At 41.8% G+C, this 25,218-nt stretch carries 22 protein-coding genes and 1 pseudogene; 16 read left to right on the plus strand and 7 right to left on the minus strand.

Annotation, left to right across the window (positions count from 1 at the left end; all coding sequences use genetic code 11):
• From BCU91_RS20570 to BCU91_RS10970, 3 genes and pseudogenes are all read left to right on the plus strand, one after another.
• Nucleotides 1-336: pseudogene (locus BCU91_RS20570) on the plus strand (nuclease); the annotation flags it as partial.
• A gap of 101 nt (nt 337-437) precedes the next feature.
• On the plus strand, nt 438-1,271 hold the full coding sequence (locus BCU91_RS10965; protein ID WP_102531472.1) for a Hachiman antiphage defense system protein HamA: 834 nt from the start codon (nt 438-440) through the stop codon (nt 1,269-1,271).
• Nucleotides 1,261-4,380: a DEAD/DEAH box helicase gene (locus tag BCU91_RS10970; RefSeq protein WP_102531473.1), complete on the plus strand. Its 3,120-nt coding sequence runs from the start codon at nt 1,261-1,263 to the stop codon at nt 4,378-4,380. Before BCU91_RS10965 ends, BCU91_RS10970 begins: the two co-directional genes overlap by 11 nt.
• A gap of 237 nt (nt 4,381-4,617) precedes the next feature.
• Here BCU91_RS10970 and groL read toward each other — a convergent pair whose 3' ends face one another.
• Nucleotides 4,618-6,261: a chaperonin GroEL gene (gene groL / locus BCU91_RS10975; protein ID WP_102439565.1), complete on the minus strand. Its 1,644-nt coding sequence runs from the start codon at nt 6,259-6,261 to the stop codon at nt 4,618-4,620.
• A 51-nt stretch (nt 6,262-6,312) separates the two neighbouring features.
• Entirely contained in the window at nt 6,313-6,603 is a 291-nt protein-coding gene (locus BCU91_RS10980) for a co-chaperone GroES (protein WP_076538652.1), read from the minus strand.
• 225 nt (nt 6,604-6,828) lie between these two features.
• Here BCU91_RS10980 and BCU91_RS10985 point away from each other — a divergent pair, with 225 nt between their 5' ends.
• Together BCU91_RS10985 and BCU91_RS10990 are read left to right on the plus strand one after the other, a co-directional pair.
• Nucleotides 6,829-8,208, plus strand: coding sequence for an MATE family efflux transporter (locus BCU91_RS10985; protein WP_102531474.1), 1,380 nt, complete (start codon nt 6,829-6,831; stop codon nt 8,206-8,208).
• A 26-nt stretch (nt 8,209-8,234) separates the two neighbouring features.
• Nucleotides 8,235-8,603 (plus strand): DUF6677 family protein, encoded by a 369-nt coding sequence (locus tag BCU91_RS10990; protein ID WP_102531475.1) that lies wholly within the window; start codon nt 8,235-8,237, stop codon nt 8,601-8,603.
• A 90-nt stretch (nt 8,604-8,693) separates the two neighbouring features.
• Here BCU91_RS10990 and BCU91_RS10995 read toward each other — a convergent pair whose 3' ends face one another.
• Nucleotides 8,694-9,299 carry an FxsA family protein gene (locus tag BCU91_RS10995; protein ID WP_102531476.1) on the minus strand — a complete coding sequence of 202 codons (606 nt, stop codon included), beginning with the start codon at nt 9,297-9,299 and terminating at the stop codon, nt 8,694-8,696.
• A gap of 236 nt (nt 9,300-9,535) precedes the next feature.
• On the opposite strand from BCU91_RS10995, the gene cutA reads away from it, so the two are divergent.
• The 5 genes from cutA to BCU91_RS11020 all read left to right on the plus strand — a co-directional run bounded on the left by cutA (nt 9,536) and on the right by BCU91_RS11020 (nt 16,133).
• Entirely contained in the window at nt 9,536-9,859 is a 324-nt protein-coding gene (gene cutA, locus BCU91_RS11000; protein WP_102439568.1) for a divalent-cation tolerance protein CutA, read from the plus strand.
• On the plus strand, nt 9,856-11,706 hold the full coding sequence (locus BCU91_RS11005) for a protein-disulfide reductase DsbD (RefSeq protein WP_102439569.1): 1,851 nt from the start codon (nt 9,856-9,858) through the stop codon (nt 11,704-11,706). Before cutA ends, BCU91_RS11005 begins: the two co-directional genes overlap by 4 nt.
• 152 nt (nt 11,707-11,858) lie before the next feature.
• Nucleotides 11,859-13,517 carry a cation:proton antiporter family protein gene (locus tag BCU91_RS11010; protein ID WP_102439570.1) on the plus strand — a complete coding sequence of 553 codons (1,659 nt, stop codon included), beginning with the start codon at nt 11,859-11,861 and terminating at the stop codon, nt 13,515-13,517.
• 414 nt (nt 13,518-13,931) lie between these two features.
• Nucleotides 13,932-15,074 (plus strand): galactokinase, encoded by a 1,143-nt coding sequence (gene galK / locus BCU91_RS11015; RefSeq protein WP_102531477.1) that lies wholly within the window; start codon nt 13,932-13,934, stop codon nt 15,072-15,074.
• Between the two features lie 27 nt (nt 15,075-15,101).
• Nucleotides 15,102-16,133 (plus strand): aldose epimerase family protein, encoded by a 1,032-nt coding sequence (locus BCU91_RS11020; protein ID WP_102531478.1) that lies wholly within the window; start codon nt 15,102-15,104, stop codon nt 16,131-16,133.
• Nucleotides 16,134-16,237: 104 nt separating this feature from the next.
• Here the strand turns inward: BCU91_RS11020 and BCU91_RS11025 are convergent, their stop codons facing one another.
• Nucleotides 16,238-16,663, minus strand: coding sequence for a hypothetical protein (locus tag BCU91_RS11025; protein ID WP_102439573.1), 426 nt, complete (start codon nt 16,661-16,663; stop codon nt 16,238-16,240).
• A gap of 411 nt (nt 16,664-17,074) precedes the next feature.
• Complete coding sequence (locus BCU91_RS11030) at nt 17,075-18,076, minus strand: NAD(P)H-quinone oxidoreductase (RefSeq protein ID WP_102439574.1); 1,002 nt, start codon at nt 18,074-18,076, stop codon at nt 17,075-17,077.
• Nucleotides 18,077-18,291: 215 nt separating this feature from the next.
• Here BCU91_RS11030 and BCU91_RS11035 point away from each other — a divergent pair, with 215 nt between their 5' ends.
• The 6 genes from BCU91_RS11035 to BCU91_RS11060 all read left to right on the plus strand — a co-directional run bounded on the left by BCU91_RS11035 (nt 18,292) and on the right by BCU91_RS11060 (nt 22,617).
• Nucleotides 18,292-19,044 (plus strand): transporter substrate-binding domain-containing protein, encoded by a 753-nt coding sequence (locus BCU91_RS11035; protein ID WP_102475474.1) that lies wholly within the window; start codon nt 18,292-18,294, stop codon nt 19,042-19,044.
• Nucleotides 19,045-19,404: 360 nt separating this feature from the next.
• Nucleotides 19,405-19,950 (plus strand): DUF6702 family protein, encoded by a 546-nt coding sequence (locus BCU91_RS11040; protein ID WP_102531479.1) that lies wholly within the window; start codon nt 19,405-19,407, stop codon nt 19,948-19,950.
• Nucleotides 19,951-20,284: 334 nt separating this feature from the next.
• Nucleotides 20,285-21,016, plus strand: coding sequence for a DUF1538 domain-containing protein (locus BCU91_RS11045; RefSeq protein WP_076538618.1), 732 nt, complete (start codon nt 20,285-20,287; stop codon nt 21,014-21,016).
• 69 nt (nt 21,017-21,085) lie between these two features.
• Nucleotides 21,086-21,859: a DUF1538 domain-containing protein gene (locus BCU91_RS11050; RefSeq protein WP_102439577.1), complete on the plus strand. Its 774-nt coding sequence runs from the start codon at nt 21,086-21,088 to the stop codon at nt 21,857-21,859.
• A 3-nt stretch (nt 21,860-21,862) separates the two neighbouring features.
• Nucleotides 21,863-22,213 carry a P-II family nitrogen regulator gene (locus BCU91_RS11055; protein ID WP_076538613.1) on the plus strand — a complete coding sequence of 117 codons (351 nt, stop codon included), beginning with the start codon at nt 21,863-21,865 and terminating at the stop codon, nt 22,211-22,213.
• Nucleotides 22,210-22,617 carry a CBS domain-containing protein gene (locus BCU91_RS11060; protein WP_102439578.1) on the plus strand — a complete coding sequence of 136 codons (408 nt, stop codon included), beginning with the start codon at nt 22,210-22,212 and terminating at the stop codon, nt 22,615-22,617. Before BCU91_RS11055 ends, BCU91_RS11060 begins: the two co-directional genes overlap by 4 nt.
• A 131-nt stretch (nt 22,618-22,748) precedes the next feature.
• Here the strand turns inward: BCU91_RS11060 and BCU91_RS11065 are convergent, their stop codons facing one another.
• Nucleotides 22,749-23,471, minus strand: coding sequence for a single-stranded DNA-binding protein (locus BCU91_RS11065; protein WP_102439974.1), 723 nt, complete (start codon nt 23,469-23,471; stop codon nt 22,749-22,751).
• A gap of 65 nt (nt 23,472-23,536) precedes the next feature.
• A complete protein-coding gene (locus BCU91_RS11070) occupies nt 23,537-24,904 on the minus strand; it encodes an MFS transporter (RefSeq protein ID WP_102439975.1) in 1,368 nt (455 codons plus the stop codon).
• Between the last annotated feature and the right edge of the window lie 314 nt (nt 24,905-25,218).

Here is a 25,218-nt window from a genome sequence, read left to right on the forward strand (position 1 = left end):
CAGCAACAGCAACAGCAACAATCATTTCCACAACCAGTGCCTGCGCCAATACAACAGCAACAAACTCAAACAACAACTAACAGCAGTGCTCCACTAACTGAAAATCAACCAGCAGTTCAAGCCAGCCTAAGCTGTAAACATTGCGGTGAATCAACAAATTACATCCCAATGTACGGTAAGTTTGGTTACTACATAAAATGTAATCAATGCAGTAAAAATACGCCCATGAAGCAAGCCTGCCCCACGTGCCAAAGCAAGAATACCAAAGTACAAAAGCGCAAAGAGACTTACACCTTGAACTGCCAAGATTGCTGCGCAGTAAATAGGTTGATTTGAATGCTGTAGGAAATGACAAGACGTTAAAAACATTACTTAGTTCTAATTTATCCCGAACTTACCTGCTGCCCGTTGGATAAGCCCACTAAAGGAAAAGTAGTATGCCATGGACAAATAAACATCTGAAATGGTTAGAAGATACAGGAGAGATAATAACAACAGCTTGTGGTAAGCAAGCACCTATTTATACTTTTAATCCAGATATGACTGACGAAGCTACAGTGTCTGCTTGGGCAAAACATTTCAGAAACCATTATTGTGATGATAATGAAATTGATGACTTAAGAGATGGTACTGGACTGTCTAGAACAGAGTACTTACTAAAAACAAAACTCCCCGTTCAAAATGTTACTGCACCCCATGAGAAGACAGGCCCTGCTACTAGGTCAGGAGATTTCACAGAGATACTTGTATCAGACTTTCTAGAGTTTAATTTAAATTACTGGGTTCCAAGGACTCGTTATGAATTTAAAGTGAATCCAAACTTATCTGAAAATGGTTCAGATGTAATTGGTTTTAAGTTTTCTAATGATGGTAAAGCTAAGAATGATGAATTAATGATTTATGAAGTGAAGGGGTCATTAACTGGAAAAAAACCTTCCAACCGATTACAAATAGCAGTTAATGATTCAAATAAAGATCGCTTTAGAGTTGCAGAGTCTCTTAATGCAATAAAGCAACGATTAAAATTAAAGGGTCTTCAACAAGATGTTCCTAAAGTTCAGCGTTTTCAAAATATTGGAGATCGTCCATACAAAGAAAAGTACGGAGCTGCATCTGTTTTAACTAATACAATGTACTCGGACGTTGAGTTGAATAAAACTGATACTACAGGACATGTTAATAGCTCTTCTTTGAGTTTGTTGGTTATCAAGGGAGATGCTTTAATGGATTTGGTTCATTTCTTATATCAGAGGGCTGCTGATGAAGCTTGAACGTAGCTCAAAAATATATCTGTCTATTACCAAATCTAAAGCAAAAATGTATGAATTTGGTGTAGAGGAAGAACACCACATTAACTTAACTATTGAACCTCAAAAGTTACTTTTATTAACTATTGGGATACTAGGCGATTTATCCGCTATAGAGGCTTCTCATTTAGCGCAAGATGACAATGATGAAGAATACCTGGCTTTAAAAAGTCAATTGATAGATGTAAGCCAATATTTCGATTCTTTGAACAATTCAAGGTTAGAAAGCTCGTTATCTAATTATTTAAACCTGTTAGGTTCAGCCTCTTATTACTTAGCTGATATGCCAGGTAGTTCTTTAGTTTTAATAAAGGCTGTAGATTACGACATTGATATACTAACTCCTTCCTATATCGAAGGTATTTTGATTTGGCTATTAAAAGGAAATTTAGAGCATAATTGGTATGTTATACAAAATTGCGATTTTGAAAAAGAGCTAGAATATTTTACATCGAGTATTATTAATTGCTTCAAACAAGAAGTCCCATTTACCCAACTTGATGATGCAATAAAAAAATTAAGAAAAGCTGTATACGAGGGGGGGAATGATCGTGAACTGCTACTTGTTGATATTTTGGCTGCTATAGCTAAGAGAAAGTTAGAATATTCATCGTTAATTTGTCTTCCAAAATATACTGGCTTAACAGTTGACCTTTGGAAGGCTGCACTAGCAAAAGAAAGTTTCATTAAAGAATTTTGGCCCGCTCAACGTTTGTTGGGCGAGAAAGGGGTTTTTGAAGGGAAGTCAGCTGTTGTTCAGATGCCAACCAGTGCAGGTAAAACAAAATCAACAGAATTAATTATACGCAGTTCTTTTTTATCAAAAAGAAGTAACTTAGCTGTTGTTGTTGCTCCATTCAGAGCATTGTGTAGGGAAATAGCTGATTCATTTAAAAAGTCATTTTCAAATGAAAACATCAAAATCAATGAACTACAAGATGTCCCACAATTAAACCCTAATGATTTAGCAATGATTAACGACCTGCTGAATATAGAGGATGATGACAATGCTAGCGATTCAATTATTGTATCCACACCTGAGAAACTCGTTTACTTACTGCGTCATGAACCAGAATTAGCCTCTAATATAGGTTTATTAATTTTCGATGAAGGTCACCAGTTTGATTCGGGCTCTAGAGGTGTTACATATGAATTATTACTAGCATCCTTAAAGGCTAATATTCCAGATGATTCTCAGCTAATACTTATCTCAGCTGTTATGTCTAACGCTGAAACTATAGGTGACTGGTTGTATGGAGAAAATGGAACAGAAGTTAAAGGTACTCACTGTTTGCCAACAATTAGGGAAACAGCATTCGCTAGCTCAACTGGGCAACTTAAGTACATAGACAAAGAGTTTGTTAAAGAAAGAGAGTTCTTCGTTCCTCGAATTATCGAACGAATAAATTTAGAAAAGAAAGTAAAAGAAAGGAAAGAACGAATATTCCCTGAAGTAGGTGTTAATTCATCTATGTCTGCTTATTTGGGTATTAAACTAGCTCAACAATCACCTTCAGCAATATTTTGCGGGACTAAGGCCACAATTACATCTATCTGTACAACGTTAGTTGATTGTTATTCAAGAGGGTTGGCGCTCCCTCCGCCAATAGTTAAAAGTGATTCACTAGAGATTTTGAAAATTGAGAGTTTAAGCCGATTGCACTTTGCAGATAATAGTATTTTCTCAAAAGCTATTGGTTTAGGAGTTTTGCCACATGGTTCCAATATTCCTAATGGCCTCAGGGTTTCTGCGGAATGGGCCATGGAAAATAACAAAGCCTCACTTGTTGTTTGTACTTCTACATTAGCTCAAGGTGTAAATCTACCAATTAAATATTTGATTATTTCAAGTACAACTCAGGGTATTAACAAAATATCGACTAGAGATTTTCATAATCTTATAGGTAGGGCTGGTAGATCAGGCTATCACACAGAAGGTAGCGTTATTTTTGCCAATACAAAACTATACGATGAACGACTTACATGGGCTGGTGACAAAAGGTGGCAAGAAGTAAGAGCTCTATTAGACCCTTCCAATTCAGAGGACTGTGTAAGTAGTTTAAAGCTACTGATTGAACCAATTATAGTTGGTAATCAACAGTTTAAAGCAATTAAATTTATAAAAAATCCTACGAAGTATAGAAAGCTGTGCTTAAAAGAAGCTAGAAAAAATGGGGTGACGGGGGAAGATTTAAAAGATTTATTATTTGACTTGAATAGTAAACAAAAGACAATTAATGCCCTTGAGAGCTATATGATGTCTTTTCTGAAAGATGCATCAAACGATAATAATGAAACTGTATTTTTAGATTTGGCCCAAGGCACGTTGGCTCATCATTTGTGCTCTGAAAAAGAAAAGCTCTTACTCATTGAGGCTTTTGAATTAATTTATCAATCGGTAATAAATATTGAGCCAGAGAAACTCTCTTTTTATGGCAAAGCACTACTGGGTATAGAAGATTTAATCTTCATTGAAGAATGGTTGGAAGAAAACTATGAACACTTGTGTGCTCAAGAAGATATATTTGAATTATTTAAACGCATTTGGCCACTCTTGTTAGATGTATGTAGGAATGAACTTTTTGAAAAATTGAGTCCTTTGAAGATGGTTTTAGAATCGTCTTGTTTATGGATATCAGGGGCAAGTTATAGCGAAATATTTAACTTTATGGATAAGAAAAAAATTAAATACCAAGCAGGCTCGCAATCTCGCAAAGTTACAATGGACCAGATAGTTAAATATACTGATAACACGCTAGGTTACGATGCTATGTTAATAGTAGGTGCATTAGCTGATTTATGTAATGGTAAATATGAAAACGAAGACTTAGAAGAAGAGCTAAAACATTTGCAAAATAGCTTAAAACTTGGTTTATCTGGTGACTTTGAGCTTTGGTTGTACTCTAAAGGTTATGTAGATAGAGAAATATGTAAACTATTATCAAGATCTTTCAATGATTCCAATATTAATATTAGTAATTTTAAAAGCAACATATTAAATAAAAACAGTGAGCTAGTGTCTAGTGTTATGTCTGAAATGCCTACGTACTTTTCAAGTATACAAGTTAATTAGTACTAAATGGATAAAGATATTTAACCCAAACAAAAAGCCCCGATACCGTTAGGTATCGGGGCTTTCATATATATCAAAAGTTCTTTTACAAGAAGTTTGGCTCTAGCTTTTAGGCTTTAGACCAGCAGTGCATATAGCGCTGTATAAATAGGTTAGAACAAGGCGCTTTACCACGACGTTTAGTACGCTAAACGAGTGGTGAAGCAACGCAGTTATCACCAATTTAGACAAGCTAGATTACATCATGCCGCCCATTCCACCCATACCACCGCCCATACCGCCCATATCTGGCGCTGCAGCTTCTTGTGGAATTTCAGCTACCATTGCTTCGGTGGTGATCATTAGACCAGCAATTGATGCGGCAAACTGTAATGCACTACGGGTTACTTTAGTTGGGTCAAGAATACCCATCTCTAGCATGTCACCGTAAGTGTCGTTACCAGCGTTGTAACCGTAGTTGCCGCTGCCGTTTTTAACTGTGTTCGCCACAACTGAGGCTTCTTCACCTGCGTTGGTTGCGATTTGACGAAGTGGTGCTTCCATTGCACGTAGTGCGATGATTACGCCGTGCTTTTGGTCTTCGTTGATCACTTCAACTTCAGAAATCTTAGACGCTACACGTACTAGTGCAACCCCACCGCCAGGAACCACGCCTTCTTCAACGGCTGCACGTGTTGCATGTAATGCATCTTCAACACGGGCTTTTTTCTCTTTCATTTCAACTTCTGTTGCTGCGCCAACTTTGATTACTGCAACACCGCCAGCAAGTTTTGCCATACGCTCTTGAAGTTTTTCTTTGTCGTAGTCAGATGTTGACTCTTCAACTTGTTGTTTGATTTGCGAAACACGGCCAGAGATTTGCGCTTGCTCGCCGTTACCATCGATGATGGTGGTGCTGTCTTTAGTGATAACAACACGTTTTGCTGTACCTAAGTCTTCTAGGGCTGCTTTTTCAAGTTCTAGACCGATTTCTTCAGCGATAACAGTACCGCCAGTTAGGATAGCGATATCTTGTAGCATTGCTTTACGACGGTCACCAAAGCCAGGTGCTTTAACAGCAGCTACTTTAACGATACCGCGCATGTTGTTGACAACTAATGTTGCTAATGCTTCGCCTTCAACGTCTTCTGCAACAATAAGCAGTGGCTTACCTGTTTTAGCTAGACCTTCAAGGATTGGTAATAATTCACGGATGTTAGAGATTTTCTTATCAACTAATAAGATGAAAGGAGAATCTAACTCAACGCTGCCTGTTTCAGCTTTGTTGATGAAGTAAGGAGAAAGGTAACCGCGGTCAAACTGCATACCTTCTACAACGTCTAATTCGTTTTCAAGGGCTTGGCCTTCTTCAACGGTAATAACGCCTTCTTTGCCTACTTTTTCCATTGCTGTTGCAATGATTTCACCGATTGATTCATCAGAGTTAGCAGAGATAGTACCTACTTGAGCAATGGCTTTAGAATCTGCACATTCTTGCGAAAGTGCTTTAAGCTCAGCAACGGCTGCAATAACTGCTTTGTCGATACCACGCTTAAGATCCATTGGGTTCATGCCAGCAGCGACTGCTTTAAGGCCTTCAACCACAATTGATTGTGCTAATACGGTTGCAGTAGTTGTACCGTCACCAGCCGCATCATTGGCTTTAGAAGCAACTTCTTTCACCATTTGTGCGCCCATGTTTTCGAACTTGTCTTCTAGTTCGATTTCTTTCGCTACCGATACACCATCTTTAGTGATTAGCGGTGAGCCAAAGCTTTTGTCTAAAACGACGTTACGACCTTTTGGGCCTAATGTTACTTTTACTGCGTTAGCAAGAATGTTGACGCCGTTAAGCATTTTAACGCGACCGTCACTACCAAATAATACTTCTTTTGCTGACATTGTTATGTTCCTTCAAATTTGTTGATGATTGCAAAGGGTTAATGTTTAAAATTAACCTACAACAGCCATTAGGTCTGACTCAGATAAGATAAGGACTTCTTCACCATCAATCTTTTCTTTTTTCACGCCGTAACCTTCGTTGAAAATCACTACGTCGCCAACTTTAACGTCAAGGGCTTTAACTTCACCGTTTTCTAAAATGCGACCATTGCCTACTGCTAGGATTTCACCACGAGTTGATACTTCTGCAGCGCTACCAGTTAATACAATGCCACCAGCTGATTTTGATTCAACTTCTAAACGTTTAACGATTACGCGGTCATGTAATGGACGAATATTCATCTACGGACTCTCCTAATGATTTGGTGCCCTAAAACGAGGCGGTTTTAACAAAATGATAAGGGCATTACCCCTTTGATGAATGATATATGGGGGTCGATGTTGACAGTTCCAAGTGTATTTTAAAAAAAACTGCGATTTAATTGTAAAATTTGTGGCTGCTAATATTTAAACCATCTTGAATGCTGCTAGAATTTGGCTCCCGTTTTCGTGTTTAAGTCGAGATAGATGAAAGATAAACATGGGTTGCTTAACGCACCAATAGGTCGTGTGCTATTCAATATGAGCCTCCCCAACCTTATCGGTATTCTCACCATTTATGGTGGCAGCCTTATAGATACATATTTCATCAGTCTTTTGGGCACTGAATCATTAGCTGCGGTAAGTTTTACGTTTCCGGTGGCGATTATTTTTTCCAGTATTGCCATTGGCATTGGCGCGGCGGTTTCCACTAACCTCGCCCGCTTAATTGGCGCAGGTAATCAACCCCAAGCTAAAGCGTTTTTGTTTGATGCCTTGTGGCTAACATTTTTATTGGTGAGCGCGTTAGTGTGCATCGGGATTATGGCCATTGACCCGCTATTCACCCTACTGGGCGCTAATGAGTTAAGTTTGCCACTTATTCATGATTATATGCTGGTGTGGTTTTTAGGGGCGCCATTATTGGTGTTATTGATGGTGGGCAATCAGGGCATTCGCGCCACCGGTGATACTTACTCCCCTGCGATCATTATGTCGGTGGCAGCAATTATCAACCTTATACTCGACCCTTTACTTATTTTTGGTCTTGGGCCTTTCCCTGAGCTGGGTATTCAAGGCGCAGCCATTGCCACTTCAATATCCTGGTTATTTTCAGCCTCTGTGGCTGTGTATATCTTGGTATTCAAAAAACAAATTTTGGTCTTCACCAAATTAAGTAAGCACCGGATTATCAAAAACTGGTGCAAGCTGGGGCATATTGCCCGCCCTGCGGCTTTAATGAATATGATTAACCCTATTGCCAACGGCATTATTTTGGCCATGCTTGCCAGAGTCGATCAAGCTGCGGTGGCGGCTTATGGTGCAGGGGTGCGCTTAGAAACCTTATTTATTTTGGGGATCATGGCCCTTAACTCCAGTTTAATGCCGTTTGTGGGGCAAAACTTGGGGGCGGGGCAACATCAGCGGGCTAAAGATGCCATGATGCTGTCACTGCGGTTTGCCCTTGTGCTGCAAACCTTACTGTATCTGCCTATCTTTTTGAGTGCTGATTTTATTGCGCAGTTATTCAGTAATGATGCTGTGGTGATCGATTGGTTGAGCTTTTATATTAAAGCCTTACCCGCAGCCTATGGGCCATTAGCAGTGGTGATTATCTTCGCCACTTGTTTAAATGCCTACCATAGACCGATCCAGTCGTTAGTGATTAACTTAGTCAGGCTGTTTATTTTAATGCTGCCATTGGCGGCCATTGGCTTATACTTTGGCGGGGTAAAAGGTTTATTAATTGCGCTGCCAATAACCAATACCATTATGGGCATTGCCTGCTATGTGATGGCCAGTCGGGTCACTGAGCCAGAGTCCGTTACCGCGTCAACGGCCACTGAGTCAATTAACACCATAAATTAACAGGGATGCACAAGGGTTAATACACAATGAAAAGATCAATCAACGCCGCGCTATTGTCAGCTTTTGTGTGCCCGGGTACAGGGCACTTATACATAGGTAAAAAAGCCATAGGTTGGGGCATTATTCTGGCTTGTTTTATCAGTTTATGCGCCATCATGACCGTGCTGATGCAGCGCGCTCAAGTAGTGGCTGATGATATTGTCGCGGGAAATATTGCGCTGGACTTCAACAGTATTTATGCCGCAGTGCACGACAGCGTGACCCTTGATTTACCCCCTTCAGTATCGATGGCCACTTGGGTGTTATTTATTTGCTGGGTTGGGAGTACGGTTAGCGCGTATTGGATGGCTGAGCAGCTAGACAAACCTTCAAAGGATTCGACTCTCGCACCTTAAGTTAATGCCGTAAACAAGCAGCTGAATTATTTGAGCCATAAAAAACGCTAGCCTTGCTAGCGTTTTTTCATTGAGTCACCAAGCTAACAATTAGTCTTTTTTGGGCTTATCTTGCTCGCCCTTTTGCTCACTATCTGCGCGAGGCTCATCCTGTGGGGTGATATCTTTAATTTCTACCTGATGGGTTACAGGGGTTAAATCATTTGGATCAAATTTGCGTTCAAAATCACCGTCAAAGGTATTGCCGCCTTGGTTAAATGGGCCATTTTGCCCAAATGGATTTTGGCCTGGTTGACCTTGTGGACCAAAGCCGCCCTGAAAACCGCCACCAGCAACCACGCGCATTTGCATACGTTTAAAGATATAGCTGGCAATCGGTGAGCGAGTGATTGGGGTTAGCAATAACAAACCGATAAAGTCAGTCACAAAGCCCGGAAACAATAACAGTAAGCCTGCCGCGGCGAGCATCATGCCTTCGACAATTTCTTTACCCGGCGCTTCACCGCGCTCAAGCTTAGATTGCACTGACATTAAGGTGCTTAAGCCTTGGCTGCGCACTAGTGATACTCCCACAATCGCAGTGAAAAACACTAATGCGATGGTATTCCAGGTGCCAAGCACATCGCCCACAGAAATTAATACTGACAACTCAATGGTCGGAACGATAATAAATACAAACAATAAAATAAATAACATGTGGGCCTCAATTTTTTCACTGGCTATGAAAACTAAATGGGGGTTATCCGGTCTTAATTCAAGACGTGTCACGATTATCATCAATGACTAATGCAAGCGCTTACGAAAAAACGTACAGTATTGCACTATTGAAATCGCGATAAACATAACATTAGCAACAACAATAAAGATAAACCGCAGTTTATGTTATTAAGCTTAAGCTAACTTTAAGGCAACCAATAGATGATAGCATTCCAATGCCAGCAACTTACTTATTAGTTATAACAACTTGCCCTGATAACGCCAGTGCAAAACGCATTGCATCAACGCTAGTGGAAACTAAAGCGGCTGCTTGTGTGCAATTAATTCCACAAATAGAGTCAGTTTATGTGTGGGATGATGAGGTCTGTCATAGTAGTGAAGTCGCTTTACACATAAAATGTATTGCTAAAAATTATGATGCAATTCAACAAATAGTGATCCAACAGCATCCCTATGAAGTACCTGAATTAATCGCTATGCCTATTACTCAAGGCTTGCCAAATTATTTAAAATGGATAGAAGAAACTTCCCAATCATGAAAAAAATATTTGCGCTTATTTTTACCTCTTTACTCCTGCTAACGCCATTAGCTCACAGTGAAGGCATTTTTAGCAGTAATAAGTTCAGCTTCCTTCAGGGCGAGCCAGAGTTAATGCCTGTTGAAGAGGCTTTTGTATTTGATTATCAGCAAAAAGATAATCAATTAGCCATTAGCTTTGTGATTGCCGATGGTTATTACATGTACCGTGACAAGTTGCAGTTTTCTGCCGACGGCGCAGTGATTGGCGATATAGACCTACCCCGAGGCAAGGTTCATAACGATGAATATTTTGGCGAACAAGAAGTGTATTACACCTTTGTTGAGCTGCCGTTAGCCCTTAAAGAAGCCGCCCAAGGCAGCCTAGTACAAGTGACCTTTATGGGTTGCGCTGAAGGCAAGCTGTGTTATCCGCCTACCAAACGTGATGTTAAGCTAGATGCTGTTGCTGCTAACGATGGCAAGGTAAAGGGCAAAAAAGCCATTATTGGTGATGTGCCAGCTCAAGCTGAACCAGCAACCGCAAGCAATGCGACAACGCCTATCACCCAACAAGACAGCTTAAGCCAAATGCTGGCCAACGATAGCTTAATGTGGACCTTAGTTATCTTCTTTGGTTTAGGTATTGGTTTAGCCTTAACCCCTTGTGTGTTTCCTATGTACCCGATTTTGTCAGGGATTATTGTGGGCCAAGGGAAAAAGTTATCTACCGCTAAAGCCTTCACACTATCAATGGCCTACGTTCAAGGTATGGCGATTACCTATTCATTATTAGGTTTAGTGGTTGCCTCTGCGGGCATGAAATTTCAAGCGGCATTGCAACATCCTGCTATTTTGATTTTCTTAGCGGTAATGTTTGTACTGCTGAGTTTATCTATGTTTGGTATGTATGAATTACGCCTGCCGGGCAAATTCCAAGACAAGATGAATACCCTGTCGAATAACCAAAAAGGTGGCAACCTTGTTGGGGTGTTCTTTATGGGCGTTATTTCAGGTTTAGTGGCGTCGCCTTGTACCACTGCGCCGCTGTCTGGTGCGCTGATTTATGTGGCCCAAAGTGGCGACTTACTACAGGGCTTCTTGGCGCTGTATGTATTAAGCATGGGTATGGGGGTGCCATTACTGATCATTGGTACTTCTGGTGGTAAATTACTGCCGCGCGCCGGTGCATGGATGGATATCATTAAGACCATTTTTGGCTTCTTGCTGATTTCTGTCTCAATCGTGATGATTGGCCGCATCTGGCCAGGACTGGTATCTGATGTATTGTGGTCAATTTGGGGGATTTGCTTAACGGGCTACCTCATACACCAGAACAAACTATCAGAGTTTAACTGGAAGCAAACCACCCGTGGCATCATACTGACGCTGACTTTACTCGCCAGTTTCTCTTATGGTTTCCAAGCGGTAATGACTGCATTGGGCCATCAGGCGCCATCAATCAGCAATGAGACTAACCAAAGCAAGCAAATTAGCCATGGTGAGTTATTCATTCAAATTAAGTCACTAGAAGACTTAGAAGTTGAGCTAGATAAAGCCAGCCTTAGCGGTAAAACCGTGATGCTAGATTTATACGCTGACTGGTGTGTGGCCTGTAAAGAGTTTGAGGCGATTACCTTTGCTAATCCAATAGTATTAGAGCGTTTAGATCAAATGGTGTTACTGCAAGCCGATGTCACTAAAAGTGATGCCATTGATATTGAACTGCTTGAGCACTTCAACGTATTAGGCTTACCGACCCTATTAATGTTCGATGAAAATGGCAATCAGCGTGAAGATTTACGCGTAACCGGCTTTATGGGGCCTAAACCCTTTGCTGAGCACTTGGATTTATTGCTGAATAAATAAATTTATTCTCAACTAAGATATTGAAAATGGTCAATTTATTTATTAGATTGGCCATTTTTTTAATCCTGAGCTATTTTTTAATACCAAGTTGATTCTTTTCTTATACAATCTACTTACCTACAACCTAGTTTCAACAAATCGAATAAGGCCTTATGGAACCCGCAATTCTCATTGTTACGCTATTATGTGGCATGCTTGTTAGTCGAGTCGGTTTACCACCACTAATTGGTTATCTTGCAGCAGGTTTTTTACTGTTTATTTTTGGGATCCAAGATGAAAGCTTGCCACTGCTGCAGGAACTAGCTGACCTCGGCGTCATGTTACTGCTGTTTGCTATTGGGCTTAAATTAGATGTCAAAAGTTTACTCAAATCTGAGGTGTGGGCCAGTTCCAGTTTGCACTTAATTGGCTCGATATTATTCTTTTTACCCATCTTAAAATTGCTGGGATTAGTAGGGCTAGACAGGCTAGTTGATTTAGATATTGATCAGCTGTTACTACTGAGCTTTGCCTTAAGTTTTTCAAGTACCGTATTTGCCGTCAAAGTGCTGGATGAAAACGGTGATAGCCAAGCCTTGTATGGCCGTATCGCCATTGGTATCTTGATTATGCAAGATATCTTCGCAGTGCTATTCCTCACCATTTCAAAGGGTGATTTCCCCTCCATTTACGCCTTAGGTTTATTGCTGTTACCACTAGTTAAACCACTAATTTATAAAATATTCGACCGCGTTGGCCACGGCGAAATGTTGATTTTATTTGGCCTGACTATGGCATTAGTCATGGGCGCTTGGCTGTTTGAAGCCGTTGGCTTAAAGCCGGATCTAGGCGCATTGATTATTGGTATTTTACTGGCAGGCCACGCTAAAGCGTCCGAGCTTTCTAAATCAATTTACTACTTTAAAGAGCTGTTTTTAGTCGCGTTTTTCTTAACCATTGGTTTAAATGGTTTGCCAACCATTGCCGATGTGGGCCTAGCTGGGTTACTGGTGCTATTAGTGCCGTTTAAAATCATGCTGTTCTTTATATTATTGACCCGCTTTAAGTTGCGTTCTCGTACCTCGCTATTTGCCTCATTCAATCTAGGTAACTACAGTGAGTTTGGCTTGATTGTTGCTGCGGTAGCCGCATCAAAAGGCTGGTTACCTGCCGAGTGGTTAATCATTTTAGCAGTAGCCTTGAGCATCAGTTTCTTAATTGCTGCGCCCCTTAATGCGGCGGTCAACAAGTTCTATCAGCGCTACCATAAAACCTTTATCACCCTTGAAAAACACCCGCTACACCCTGAGGATAGACAAATTCCTGTGGGTAATCCGCGCTTTTTGATTTTAGGGATGGGCCGGATTGGCTCAGGTGCTTACGATGAGCTGCGCGCTAAATACTCAGGCGAAATACTGGGGATTGAACACAAGCAAGAACTGGTGGATTTTCATCGCTCTGAAGGCCGCAATGTGGTGCAAGGCGATGCTAGCGATACCGATTTTTGGGAAAAGCTTGAGCGGGCACCGGGGCTTGAATTGGTGCTATTAGCCATGCCACACCATATTGGTAATATGTTTGCGGTAGAGCAACTTAAAAAGCTCGATTACCAAGGTAAGATCAGCGCCATTGTGCAATATTCTGAAGATGCAGAGTCACTGAAAGAGCAAGGGGTTAACAGCGTTTATAACCTTTACGAAGCTGCAGGTGCTGGTTTTGTGGACAATGTTATTCATGAATTACTTGAGCCAAACACAGAGGAAGAATCAGAAGCGAGCGTTGATAAAGCCAGCGCAGCCACTGAAATCACCCCTAACTTGAGCAAGCCATAAGCGTAAATAGTTAGCGATATCCTCTATTCGCTATGCTAAACCGATAAGCGCCTTATTAACATTAAGGCGCTTTTTTATTGTTTAAAATGCGCTTTTTTATCAATCAGCCAAGGTTAGCCAGCGTCGCTATTTGGGTGGTTATAAAGCCAGTTTATACCTCAAATTTGTTCTGCCAATAAAACAGTCAACGTAAACCCTTACATTAACATACCTCTTTAGTAGTACAAAGGCATTGAAATTACTGTTATTTCCACAAAACCGACTACTCTTAAGCTGCAAATTGTATCAATCGAGTTTTCAGTAGTTACAGCCACTGGCAAGTCGTGATATAAATCACATTATCAATTTAAAATTTAATACTTTTATACCGCTTAGGTAACTTCGTAACTCGACATTCTTTGGAACTGTAACTGTATGTCAAATCCTGCTCAAAAAGCCATGAAGTTGTTTGTACAAACATTTGGAACTACGGCTGACGACCTGTATCAAGCACCAGGTCGTGTCAATATTATTGGCGAACACACGGATTATAACGAAGGATTCGTTTTACCCGCTGCAATTAATTTTCACACTGTTATTGCGGTTAAACATCGTAGTGATAACACCTTTAGAGCCGTGACTGATGCCTTTGCTGGGCAAATCGAACAATGGCGTTTTGGTGAAGAAAACGCCATTGAAGATAAAGGCAGTTGGGGAAATTACCTAAAAGGCTTTACCGCCTCAATGGCTCAATCTGGGCTTAAAGCTAAAGGCATGGATATTGCCATTGTCGGCAATGTGCCACTGGGCGCAGGCATGTCGTCATCAGCAGCTCTTGAGGTGGCCTTTGGCACTGCCATTAGCTACGCCAGCCAACTGCATTTATCGCCATTAGCCATTGCACAAATTGCCCAACGTGGAGAGCACAGGTTCATAAAGTCAGAATCTGGCATTATGGATCAAACCATTAGCGCACTGGCGGTGGCCGATCACGCCTTATTGATTGACTGCTTAGAGTTAGACGGCCGCGCAATAGCGATTCCTGACAGCTTAAGTTTGCTGATTGTCGATCCTAGCATCGATCGCCAGCTGTTAATTGACCGCTTTGATGCCCGTAAACTGCAATGTCATCAGATTAATGAATTGCTTGGAGTTGAGTCACTAAGGGAAGTCAGCCTTGGCCAGCTAAACAGCGCGAAAGCTAGCTTAGGTGATGAACTTTATCATCGAGCTAAGCATGTATTAACTGAAAACCAACGCACTGTGAATGCCGCCCGCGCTCTAGAGCAACAAGATACTGCCCGTTTCGGCCAATTAATGGCCCAATCACAACAATCCATGCGCGATGATTTTGACATCAGCACCCCTGAGATTGATGCCTTAGTGAAAATAATTAAAGATATCATTGGCACCAAAGGCGGCGTAAGAATGAGTGATGGTTGCGTGGTAGCGCTTATTGATCATGAGCTAACCGATGCTGTGGTCAATGCCGTTGAGCAGCTATATCCACAACAAACATCCTTAGAACCAATTATCTATTTATGCTCTGCCAGTGGCGGCGCAGGCAGAATTGAATAAGCAATTCTATTGCTATAAGAGGCATTAATGTTACAAATCACCACACTTGAACCATGGCAAGATCCTCGCGGAGGATGGGTAGAACGTATTCGAGTCGACAACGGCAAGGTTGCTATTGAAGTGTTAAGTCTAGGGGGAATTATAAACGCCTTATGGACTGAAGATAACCAAGGCCAGCGAGATAACATCGTTTTAGGCTGTGATAGCGTCAGCGATTATTTAAACCAGCCGGCTTATTTAGGCGCCATTGCAGGGCGATACTCTAACCGCATTGCTAATGGTCAGTTGCAGTATCAAGGCAACCACTATCAGCTCGATATAAACCAAGCGACCAATTGCTTACACGGTGGCGCTGAAGGTTTTCATTTAAAGCATTGGCATATGCAAGCCCTTGAAGACGGGGTGAGATTAACCCTTGATAGCCCAGATGGTGATATGGGCTTTCCGGGTAATTGTACGGTGCAATTAGATTATCGCTTGGCTGACAATAGTTTACTCATTGAAATGCAAGCAAGTGTCGATAAGGCCTGCCCTATTAGCCTCACCCAGCACAGTTATTTTAATTTAGAAGGCGCTGATAGCTTAACTAATGCAGCGCATTTGATCCAAGTGGATGCCAAGCAATATTTGCCAATGAATGAAGTGGGTATTCCAACTTCAATTGCTGCGACCACTGGCAGCGATTTAGATTTAGCCCAAGCCACTGCATTTGCTGTGCAAACTCATCGACCTGCTCTTGCTGCCACCAATGGTTTTGATCATTGTTATGTGCTTAACAATGCTGAGCAAGTCTGTCGATTTGGTTGTCTTTCAAGCCCTAAAACTGGCCGCACCATGACGATTTACACCAATCAACCTGGGGTGCAACTGTATGGCGCTAACTTCCTTGAAGGCGTAAAAGGCTTTGACGGCCGTATTTACCAGTCTCACCAAGCGGTATGTATTGAACCACAAATGCTGCCAGACTCACCTAATCAAGCCGATTTACCCGGTAAGCCTTGGATAGAGCCAGGACAAGTTTATCGCCATGTGAGCCGTTACGAGTTTGGGGTAATTTAAGCCTAAGCGATTACTGTTGAGCGATTGATTTACTAATAAACAGCCAATAAAAATGGAGCTATGATTTATTATCATGCTCCATTTTTTGTCTTTAGCGCTTTATGCTAATCGTCACTGTCATCACTGATACCGAAGTCGGCATCAGCATCTTCAAATTCCATTTCACTGTCATCGACATCGATAATCTCATCCACCGCTGCAACTTTTTTGGCTTTTGAGGCTGGCGCAGAGTCTGGCACTGAAGATAATTCGATATGCGCTTCATGTTTTGCCATAAACTCAGCTCTAGCAGCAAGCCATGCTGCTTCATGCTCAGCTTTGGCGGCTGTTAACTGCTGGGGTTCCAGCTCATGCAGGTTAACCTTAACGATATCCTCTACGTACTCGCCAATCGTGTTACGACTAACATTAAATAAGTAGATTCGACCGGGAGACGCATCGGGGAGTCGGTTGTCATGGACGACAATTGAGGTGCCACGTGGAGTACGAAGCTCACCATACCAAACTTGTTTTTTTGCAGTGTTATACATATATGCTAATGCCCTTAAATCAACACATACCTAAAAAATGTGCATTTTAGCAGCACACAGTTTATTTACTAACCTCTACGCAACGCGCATGATTATTGAGGATAATTAATCAAAAACTTATGAAAAAATCAATATATTATTAATGAAGTTTTTTATATTTTTGCCATTTTTTGCCAGTGCCATATCGCCATCGTCTTATGCTGCAAATCATCTGAGTTATGATTTTCCCAAGGTGTTATGCACCCAGTGTAATTTAGCGGCGCTGCAAGCTCTAATTTAGTTCAAATATGACAGCCTTCAAGTCAGCTATGATAAAAAGACTGTTTTGAATTTGATGCCTTACTATTGCCTAATTCTTGCTTAGGTCTTGTTTGTTTACATCTTACTTGTTTAGGTTTTGCTCATTTAGGTTTAGGCTTCGCCTAGCTGCAGAATAATCTTGCCTCTATGCTGACCTGACTCCATATATTGATGCGCTTTTACGACCTCATCAAACGGGAACACTTTATCAACCCGGATCTGCACTTGTTTAGCATCCAGTAATGGCCATAGCTGTGCTAATAATCCAGCGGCGATGTCAGCCTTAGCCTCGACACTTTGCGGCCTAAGCGTTGAGCCAGTCCATTGAATGCGTTTGGCCATAATGCTAAAAATATTCACTTCTGCTTTAGCGCCGCGCTGGGTTGCCACTGACACCATGCGGCCATCAAAAGCCAATACCTTTAAATTGCGGTTGATGAAATCACCACCCGCAATATCTAGCACCACATTGACCCCTTCAGCTTGTGTTGCTGCAAGGATAGGCTCAACAAAATCATCTTTATGGTAATTAACCGCCATACTCGCCCCTTGGTCGAGACAATATTGGCATTTTTCATCGCTACCTGAGGTAACAAACACTTTAGCGCCTAGGGCTTTGGCAACTTGTATGGCGGTGGTGCCAATACCGCCAGAGGCGCCGTGGATCAGCACTGTTTCACCGGCTTTAAGCTTGGCGCGATTAACCAAGTTTCCCCAAACCGTGAAACAGGTTTCCGGTAAGGCCGCCGCTTGTACAAAGCTGTAGCCTTTGGGGAGCGGTAAGCAATGTGAGGCGTAAGTGATCACTTGCTCTGCATAGCCACCGCCAGGCACTAAGGCACAGATCTTGTCGCCGATTTGCCATTGCGTGACATCTTTAGCCATTGCAATGACTTCCCCTGCCACTTCCAAGCCTAATATCGGGCTAGCACCTTTTGGCGGCGGATATGCGCCTTCTCGCTGCTTAATGTCTGGGCCATTAACCCCTGCAGCATGTACTTTTATGATCACTTGCCCAGCTTTAAGCCTAGGTAATGCTGAATGGTTAAAGCGCATCACTTCAGCTGCGCCCGTTTCATTGTAAATCACATGCTTTATGCTGTTTACGATCATTTGGCCCGTCCATATTATTTATTGCGTCACAAAAAAATTAACTTTTCGCTAGCAAACTGTCGTTTTAGGTTACTATATTTACTGAAAGTGGCTAGATTTAATTCAACTAACTGAATTTAAGCAAGCACTAGGTTTAATAGCGGAGCATAGTGCGGTGAAAACTAGCTAAGTAAGGCTGCGCCATTAGCACTTATTCTATTGAGGCCAACACTACCGTGAAATATATTATCTCTCTACTACTACTGGTTTCTTCATCCCTTGCAGCCAAGCCTGTATTGATCGCATCGGATATTTGGTGCCCTTATATTTGCCAAGATCACACCGGTTATGTCACTGAACTGACTCGGCGCTCATTTGAAGTCATGGATCAACAGGTGCATTTTATTGCGGTACCTTTTAATCGCGCTTTAAAGGAAGTTAAAATTGGTAATATCGATGCCATTCTTGCAGTTACACCAACCCATATTGAACAATTTAATTTATATACCGACACACTGATTGTTGGCTATACCAGCACGGATTTTTATACTCGCGCAGACGCTTCATGGTCATTTCAGCAATTAGACAGTCTTGATGGTGCGCTAGTGGGGATTATCGGAGGTTATGACTACGGCGAGCAGCTCAATGATAAAATTAGCCGTTCAACCGACTTTTACGCCGCCACGGGAGAGCAACCCATGATGTTGAACATTAAGCGCCTCGTAAATGGCCGATTTGATGTGATACTGGGTAATAAAGTCGCTATTGAATATACTGCATACAAAAATGATGTAGCTAATCAAATCAAATACGCCGGTTCATATGGTGAGCCAACGCCTTTATATGTAGGCTTTAATCCTAATCAAAGCCGTATCGCAGATGTGTATGCTCAAGGTATTGCTAAATTAAAGCGCTCTGGTGAGTTTCAACAAATTTTAGATAAATACCAAATTAAAGCACCTGAAAATATGCCGCCATTAGGCCTTTAATGATTAAATTTAACCAAAGCCATTTAAACAACATACTTTATAAACCATATATTTAGACATTCACCAATAAGCATTCAGCTTATATTAGCCCGAGTCAATACCGGCCATGAGCCTCAATCATAGTCAGATAATCAATTCGCGATAACCGCGTTCAAGCTGTGCCTAACCTCCTATTTAACATTAAAAACTTTGATAATAGATTTTACTAATACTATATATTGACCTATGGTATTTAATTAGTATTTGCTGTTAATGCCAGCTTATTTTCCGCGTATCAATATTTATTAATTACCAACAGGCTCAAATCATGCAGCAGCTCAACACTGCTTTTTAAACAGCTAGCAATAAAGGAATATAATAATGTTTTGGATAATTATTGCTCTAATATGGTTTATCACCCTTGCAGGCTTGTTATTATTTAATTTTCAGGCTTCTGCTAATAGAAAAAAAGAAAGCTATACCAATGTGCTGTTTAATGCCAAAAACGGCAATTTAGCCATTCAACACTGCTTTTATTTAGCTGATGCCCAGCAAACAGCGAAACGCGTCATTGGGACTGATAGTGATTTAGTCAACAAGCCACAAAGTAGGCAAGCATTTGCTGACTACGTGCAGACAAACTTTCACATTGCAGATAACAATCAGCAATTATTGCAGCTTGAATACCTAAATTGTGAAATCAAAGGTGACTACCTATGGCTTTACCAACAAACCACGCTAGCAAAAAGCGTTATCGGCAACGATCCAACTACGGTGGGCTTTTACATCAAAATCGCCAATCAGCTAACATTATGTCCTAACCAATTGAGCAATATTAATGTCGAGCACAATAAACAGATCAAAGTGCTACACATAAGCGCCGATGACGAGTGGCAACACTTACCATTAGACACAGATGTAGCCTAAGTGGATCTGCTAGGCCTTATGCAGCACGCAACACTGACATATTAATCGCTGACAAAAGAGACTATATGGTCTCTTTTTTATTGGTAGAAAAGAAACTCTTTAGCCTTAAAAAAGTTTATAACCCTTAAAAAGTCCCTCTTTAATCCTCTCCTACTAGGATCTTTTTTAGACAAATTGATCTAGCTCAAAGATATTGTAACTTGTGTTAATTTAATGTTGCCTTACAACTATAAACAGGCAAACTGGAACTAGCTAAAAACAATAAATAAACCTTTTAGGCTAGCAAGTTAACACGCTGTTTGGCGGTTAGTATTTAGCAATCAAAGGAGAAGGAATGACAGGGTTAGTTAAGCTTTTACAATCCATGCTCGGCAGTTTTAAAGATCTTATTCCCATCATAGTCGTGGTGAGTTTCTTTGAAATATTTATCCTCCAACAAGCACCCGATAACTTATTTTCCATTCTTGTAGGCTTAGTATTTATTGTTCTTGGGCTAACCTTTTTTGTCTTTGGTTTAGAAATGGGCTTATTCCCCATTGGTGAATCATTGGCACACGCACTCGCCCGTAAAGGCAGTACCTTCTGGCTGGTGACCTTCTCCTTTTCATTAGGTTTTGGCACCACCTTAGCAGAACCCGCCTTAACCGCTGTCGCCGCTGAAGCAGCCCAAGTTGCAGCAGATGGTGGCGCCATCAAGGCCACTGAGGCTGCCATGGACAGCTATGCGATGGGACTGAGATTAACCGTAGCGGTGTCAGTAGGTTTAGCGATTTTATTAGGGGTTATTCGCATTGTAAAAGGCTGGCCAATTCATTATTTGATCATTGGCGGCTACATCATAGTGATGGTGCTCACCAGCTTTGCCCCTGAGAATATTATTGGTATCGCCTATGACTCTGGTGGCGTCACCACGTCAACCATTACTGTACCGCTGGTAACGGCTCTCGGCGTTGGCTTAGCCACTGTGATTAAAGGACGTAATCCCATGCTTGATGGCTTTGGGCTGATTGCCTTTGCCAGTTTAACCCCAGTTATTTTTGTACTGCTTTACGGGATGATCCTGTAATGACATTCCGCAACAGCCCTGTTTTAGCTGACGTTGTAATAAATCAAAGCTGCGCCTACAAGGAGTATTATGGAGTGGATTAACCAGCTATTGGCAACCTTACTGCTTACCATGCGTGATGTGGTGCCAATTGCGACAATTTTATTTGGCTTTCAACTGGGTGTACTCAAGCGTCCCATTGCCAATTGGAAAACCGTGGTCTTAGGTTTTGTGTATGTGATCTTAGGCTTAAGCTTTTTCCTGGTCGGCTTAGAGTTAGCGCTATTTCCCATTGGTGAAAACTTAGCGGATCAACTCACCTCCCCCAGTATTTTGCACCCTGATGGCTCCGCTGGACCGTTCATTTGGCAAGATTACCTGTGGGTTTATGTGTTTGCAGCTGCCATTGGCTTTAGTACCACCATTGCTGAGCCGTCATTAATTGCGGTGGCGATAAAAGCCAATGAAGTCTCTGGTGGCACCATTAGTATTCAAGGCTTGAGAATTTCTGTGGCCATTGGGGTCGCTTTTGGGATCTCACTAGGTTGTTTTCGTATTGTGGTTGGTGATCCTATTCACTACTACATCATGGCTGGCTATGTGGTAGTTGTAATTCAAACATTTTTCGCGCCGAAATCGATTATTCCTTTAGCTTATGATTCCGGCGGCGTCACCACTTCTACCGTGACTGTGCCCCTCGTGGCCGCACTCGGTTTAGGGCTTGCATCTAATGTTGAAGGCCGCAATCCCCTTATTGATGGTTTTGGCTTAATTGCCTTTGCTAGCTTATTTCCAATCATTGCCGTCATGAGCTACGCCCAAATCGTAGCCTTTGTTGACCAACGAAAATCCGCCAAGGAGTAACCCATGCGATTTAAATTAATTGTCGCTTTTGTTGATGATATTAGTACTGAAGCGGTACTGGATGCCGCCAGAGAAGCTGGTGCCACAGGTGCCACTGTAATTAACCATGCTCGCGGTGAAGGACTAACTAAAAAGAAAACCTTCATGGGGCTAGGCTTAGATGTACAACGGGACGTCATTTTATGGCTAGTTGAAGAGCATATGAGCCGACATATTTTAGAAACGATCTGTGAGGTGGGCGGCTTTAATACTCACCCAGGTCAAGGAATAGCAATTCAAATTGATGTTGAAGATGCCGTTGGTGTTGCTCACCAAGTTGCAAAACTCACTGATGATATAAAGGATCAAATATGAAACCATCAACGCCAATAAAAAACCGTGATATTTTGATGAATGATTACGCCATGATTGATGGCCTACTTACCGTCAGTGAAGCCATTAATATTGCGATGGCAAAAAACGTCACTATTTTAGTGATTAACAAACGCCATGAGCATGATGAATACGGCATATTGTTACTCAGTGATATTGCCAGAAAAGTATTAGCCACTGATAAGTCACCAGAGCGGGTTAATGTTTATGAAATCATGATAAAGCCTGTGATGTCAGTATGCCCAGATATGGATATTCGCTATACCGCCCGCTTATTTGATCAATTCCAGATCAACAAAGCTCCTGTCATTGAACAAGGCAATATTATTGGCTTTGTCACCTATAACAATATTGTCTTAAAAGGCATGGTTAACAATGCCAGTTGATCACTCAAGATCGTGACTCGTCACCTCTAAATAGCTATCGCAGCCAATAAAAAACCCAGCAAAAATGCTGGGTTCCTCATAATAATTCGTAAAATACGTGTTTAATTTAACACTTTTGCATTTAACGTGATCTAGAACGGGATATCATCATCCCAATCACCGCCTAAATCAGGTGTAGTATTTTGTGGCTGTGGCGTTGGCGCTGGGCGCTGTGCTGGAGCTGGTTGTTGAAAACCACCTTGCTGCTGCGCAGGAGCAGCTTGCTGATATCCACCTTGTGCAGGTTGGTGAGCTGGCGCTTGTTGGAAGCCACCTTGTGCTTGTTGGGCAGGCTGCTGAGCTGGCGCTTGAGGCTTAGGCGTGTAAGCAGGCTTTTGCGCTTGAGCTGGTTGTTGGAAACCACCTTGAGCTTGTTGCTGCTGACCATAACCACCTTGAGCTTGCTGAGGAGCACTTTGTTGCGGCGCGTTACCGTAACCTTGGTTCATGCCACCTTGCTGACCACCACCTTGACCGCGGCTATCAAGCATTTGCATTTCCATCGCATTGATTTCAGTTTTATAGCGATCTTGACCTGTAGTCTGATCTTGCCATTTACTGGTTTGCAATTTGCCTTCTAAATAAACTTTAGAACCTTTCTTTAGGTATTCGCCAGCAACTTCAGCTAAACGACGGTACATGACGATATTGTGCCACTCGGTGCGCTCTTGCTGCTGACCCTGTTGGTCTTTCCAAGTTTCACTTGTAGCTACAGTAAAGTTGGCTACGGCATTACCGTTTGGCATGTAACGAACTTCAGGATCTTTACCTAAATTACCAACCAAAATTACTTTATTTACACCACGACTGGCCATCGAAAATCTCCTGCGATTTTATCTATTATCTAATCTAAATTACAAAACTGAGCGATCAAAACGATCTAATTGACAGAGCCTAACACAGCTCGCGCTTCACTCAAATCGAATTGATCATCAACTTTCAAATAAGCTGCTCTCTCTTCCATGACGACAATGGCTTCTGCTACCCCAGATAGCTGTGATAGCTGGGTTGCCATGTCTTTCGCCTGATTTCTATCTTTAACTTGTGCCTCAAGGGTATAGCTTTTTAGCAGTACGGGTTTTTCCATGCCTATGGTTAATAATAACCAAATAAACATCAGTCCAAGTGCCACATAAAATACCCCTGCAGCGCCAACCAGCTGATAAGCTCCGCCACCTAGCATACCGCCACAAAATGCCCCTAAAAATTGGCTAGTGGAATAAACGCCCATAGCTGAGCCTTTATCGCCCACCGGACAAAATTTAGCAATTAAACTAGGCAATGACGCCTCAAGATAATTAAAACCAGTGAAAAATAACACCACAGCGGCACTTAATACCCAGAGGTTATCAGCATAAGATCCCATAGCTGCCAATGCCAGCATCATGATCATTAGTGATATTTGGAACATGGTTTTAGTGTTGTTACGTTTAACACCAATAATAATTAACGGCACCATTAAGAAAAACGCGCCGATAAAGGCAGGGAAATACAGCATCCAGTGTTTTTCTTTTACTAAACCTGCATCCACTAAATCTAATGGCAAGGCCACAAATACGGCAGTAAGCACTAAATGCAAAATAAAAATCCCTGCATCGAGTCTGAACAGTTGCGGGTCCATTAACATACGCTTTAATTTAGTGGGCGTAGCAACAGTATCGCCTTTGGGCGCTTGTGAGACTGGGTTAGGTACCAACACCTGCACAATGATCATGCCCACTACCGCTAAGATAGCGGTTAAAAAGAATAGCCCTTCTAAACCTGCATATTGGGCCACTATCGGCCCTGCAAGCAATGACAATGCAAACGAGAAACCAATACACATGCCAATAATAGCCATCACTTTAGTGCGTTGCTCATCGCGGGTTAAATCGGCGGCCAGCGCTAACACTGCAGCGGCAATAGCACCCATCCCTTGAATGGCTCGGCCAAGCACAACCCCATAAATATGATCTGACATTGCAGCAACCACGCTACCTATAGCAAACACCACCAGCCCAGCCAAAATAATCGGCTTACGGCCATATTTATCTGACAACATGCCCATGGGAATTTGTAACACCGCTTGGGTCAAGCCATAAGCACCGATAGCGATACCCACCCATAGAGGTGAAAAACCCTCTAAATGTTGGCCGTAAAGCGCGAATACGGGCATGATCATGAATAAGCCCATCATTCGTAAACCAAACACGCTGGCTAACGAAAACGCGACTTTCTTCTCAATGCCTGATAATCCATTGTTGGCCATTCAGTTGCCCTTAAATTGTGTATCTATAGAAAAATGCGAGTTGCGCATATTATCACAGCGTTCTAATTTAGCTCAAAAGGAATAATGAACCAATAGGCAACTGTTTGTCGTATTTGTTAATAAGGTTAAACAAACAGGTTATAATGTGTTTTATATCCCAGTCGTTTTTTTATGGTTTCAGCCGCTATTAGTCTGGCTCCCTGGGTACATTTAGTGTCACCAACACTGTATAAAACACTGTATAAGCGAGTTAATTAACGATACACTAACGGCTATTTACTAAGCTAACTCAAATTTTGCTACTTTGACAAGGT

This window comes from Shewanella sp. 10N.286.52.B9, from assembly GCF_002873635.1.
Lineage (GTDB): Bacteria > Pseudomonadota > Gammaproteobacteria > Enterobacterales > Shewanellaceae > Shewanella.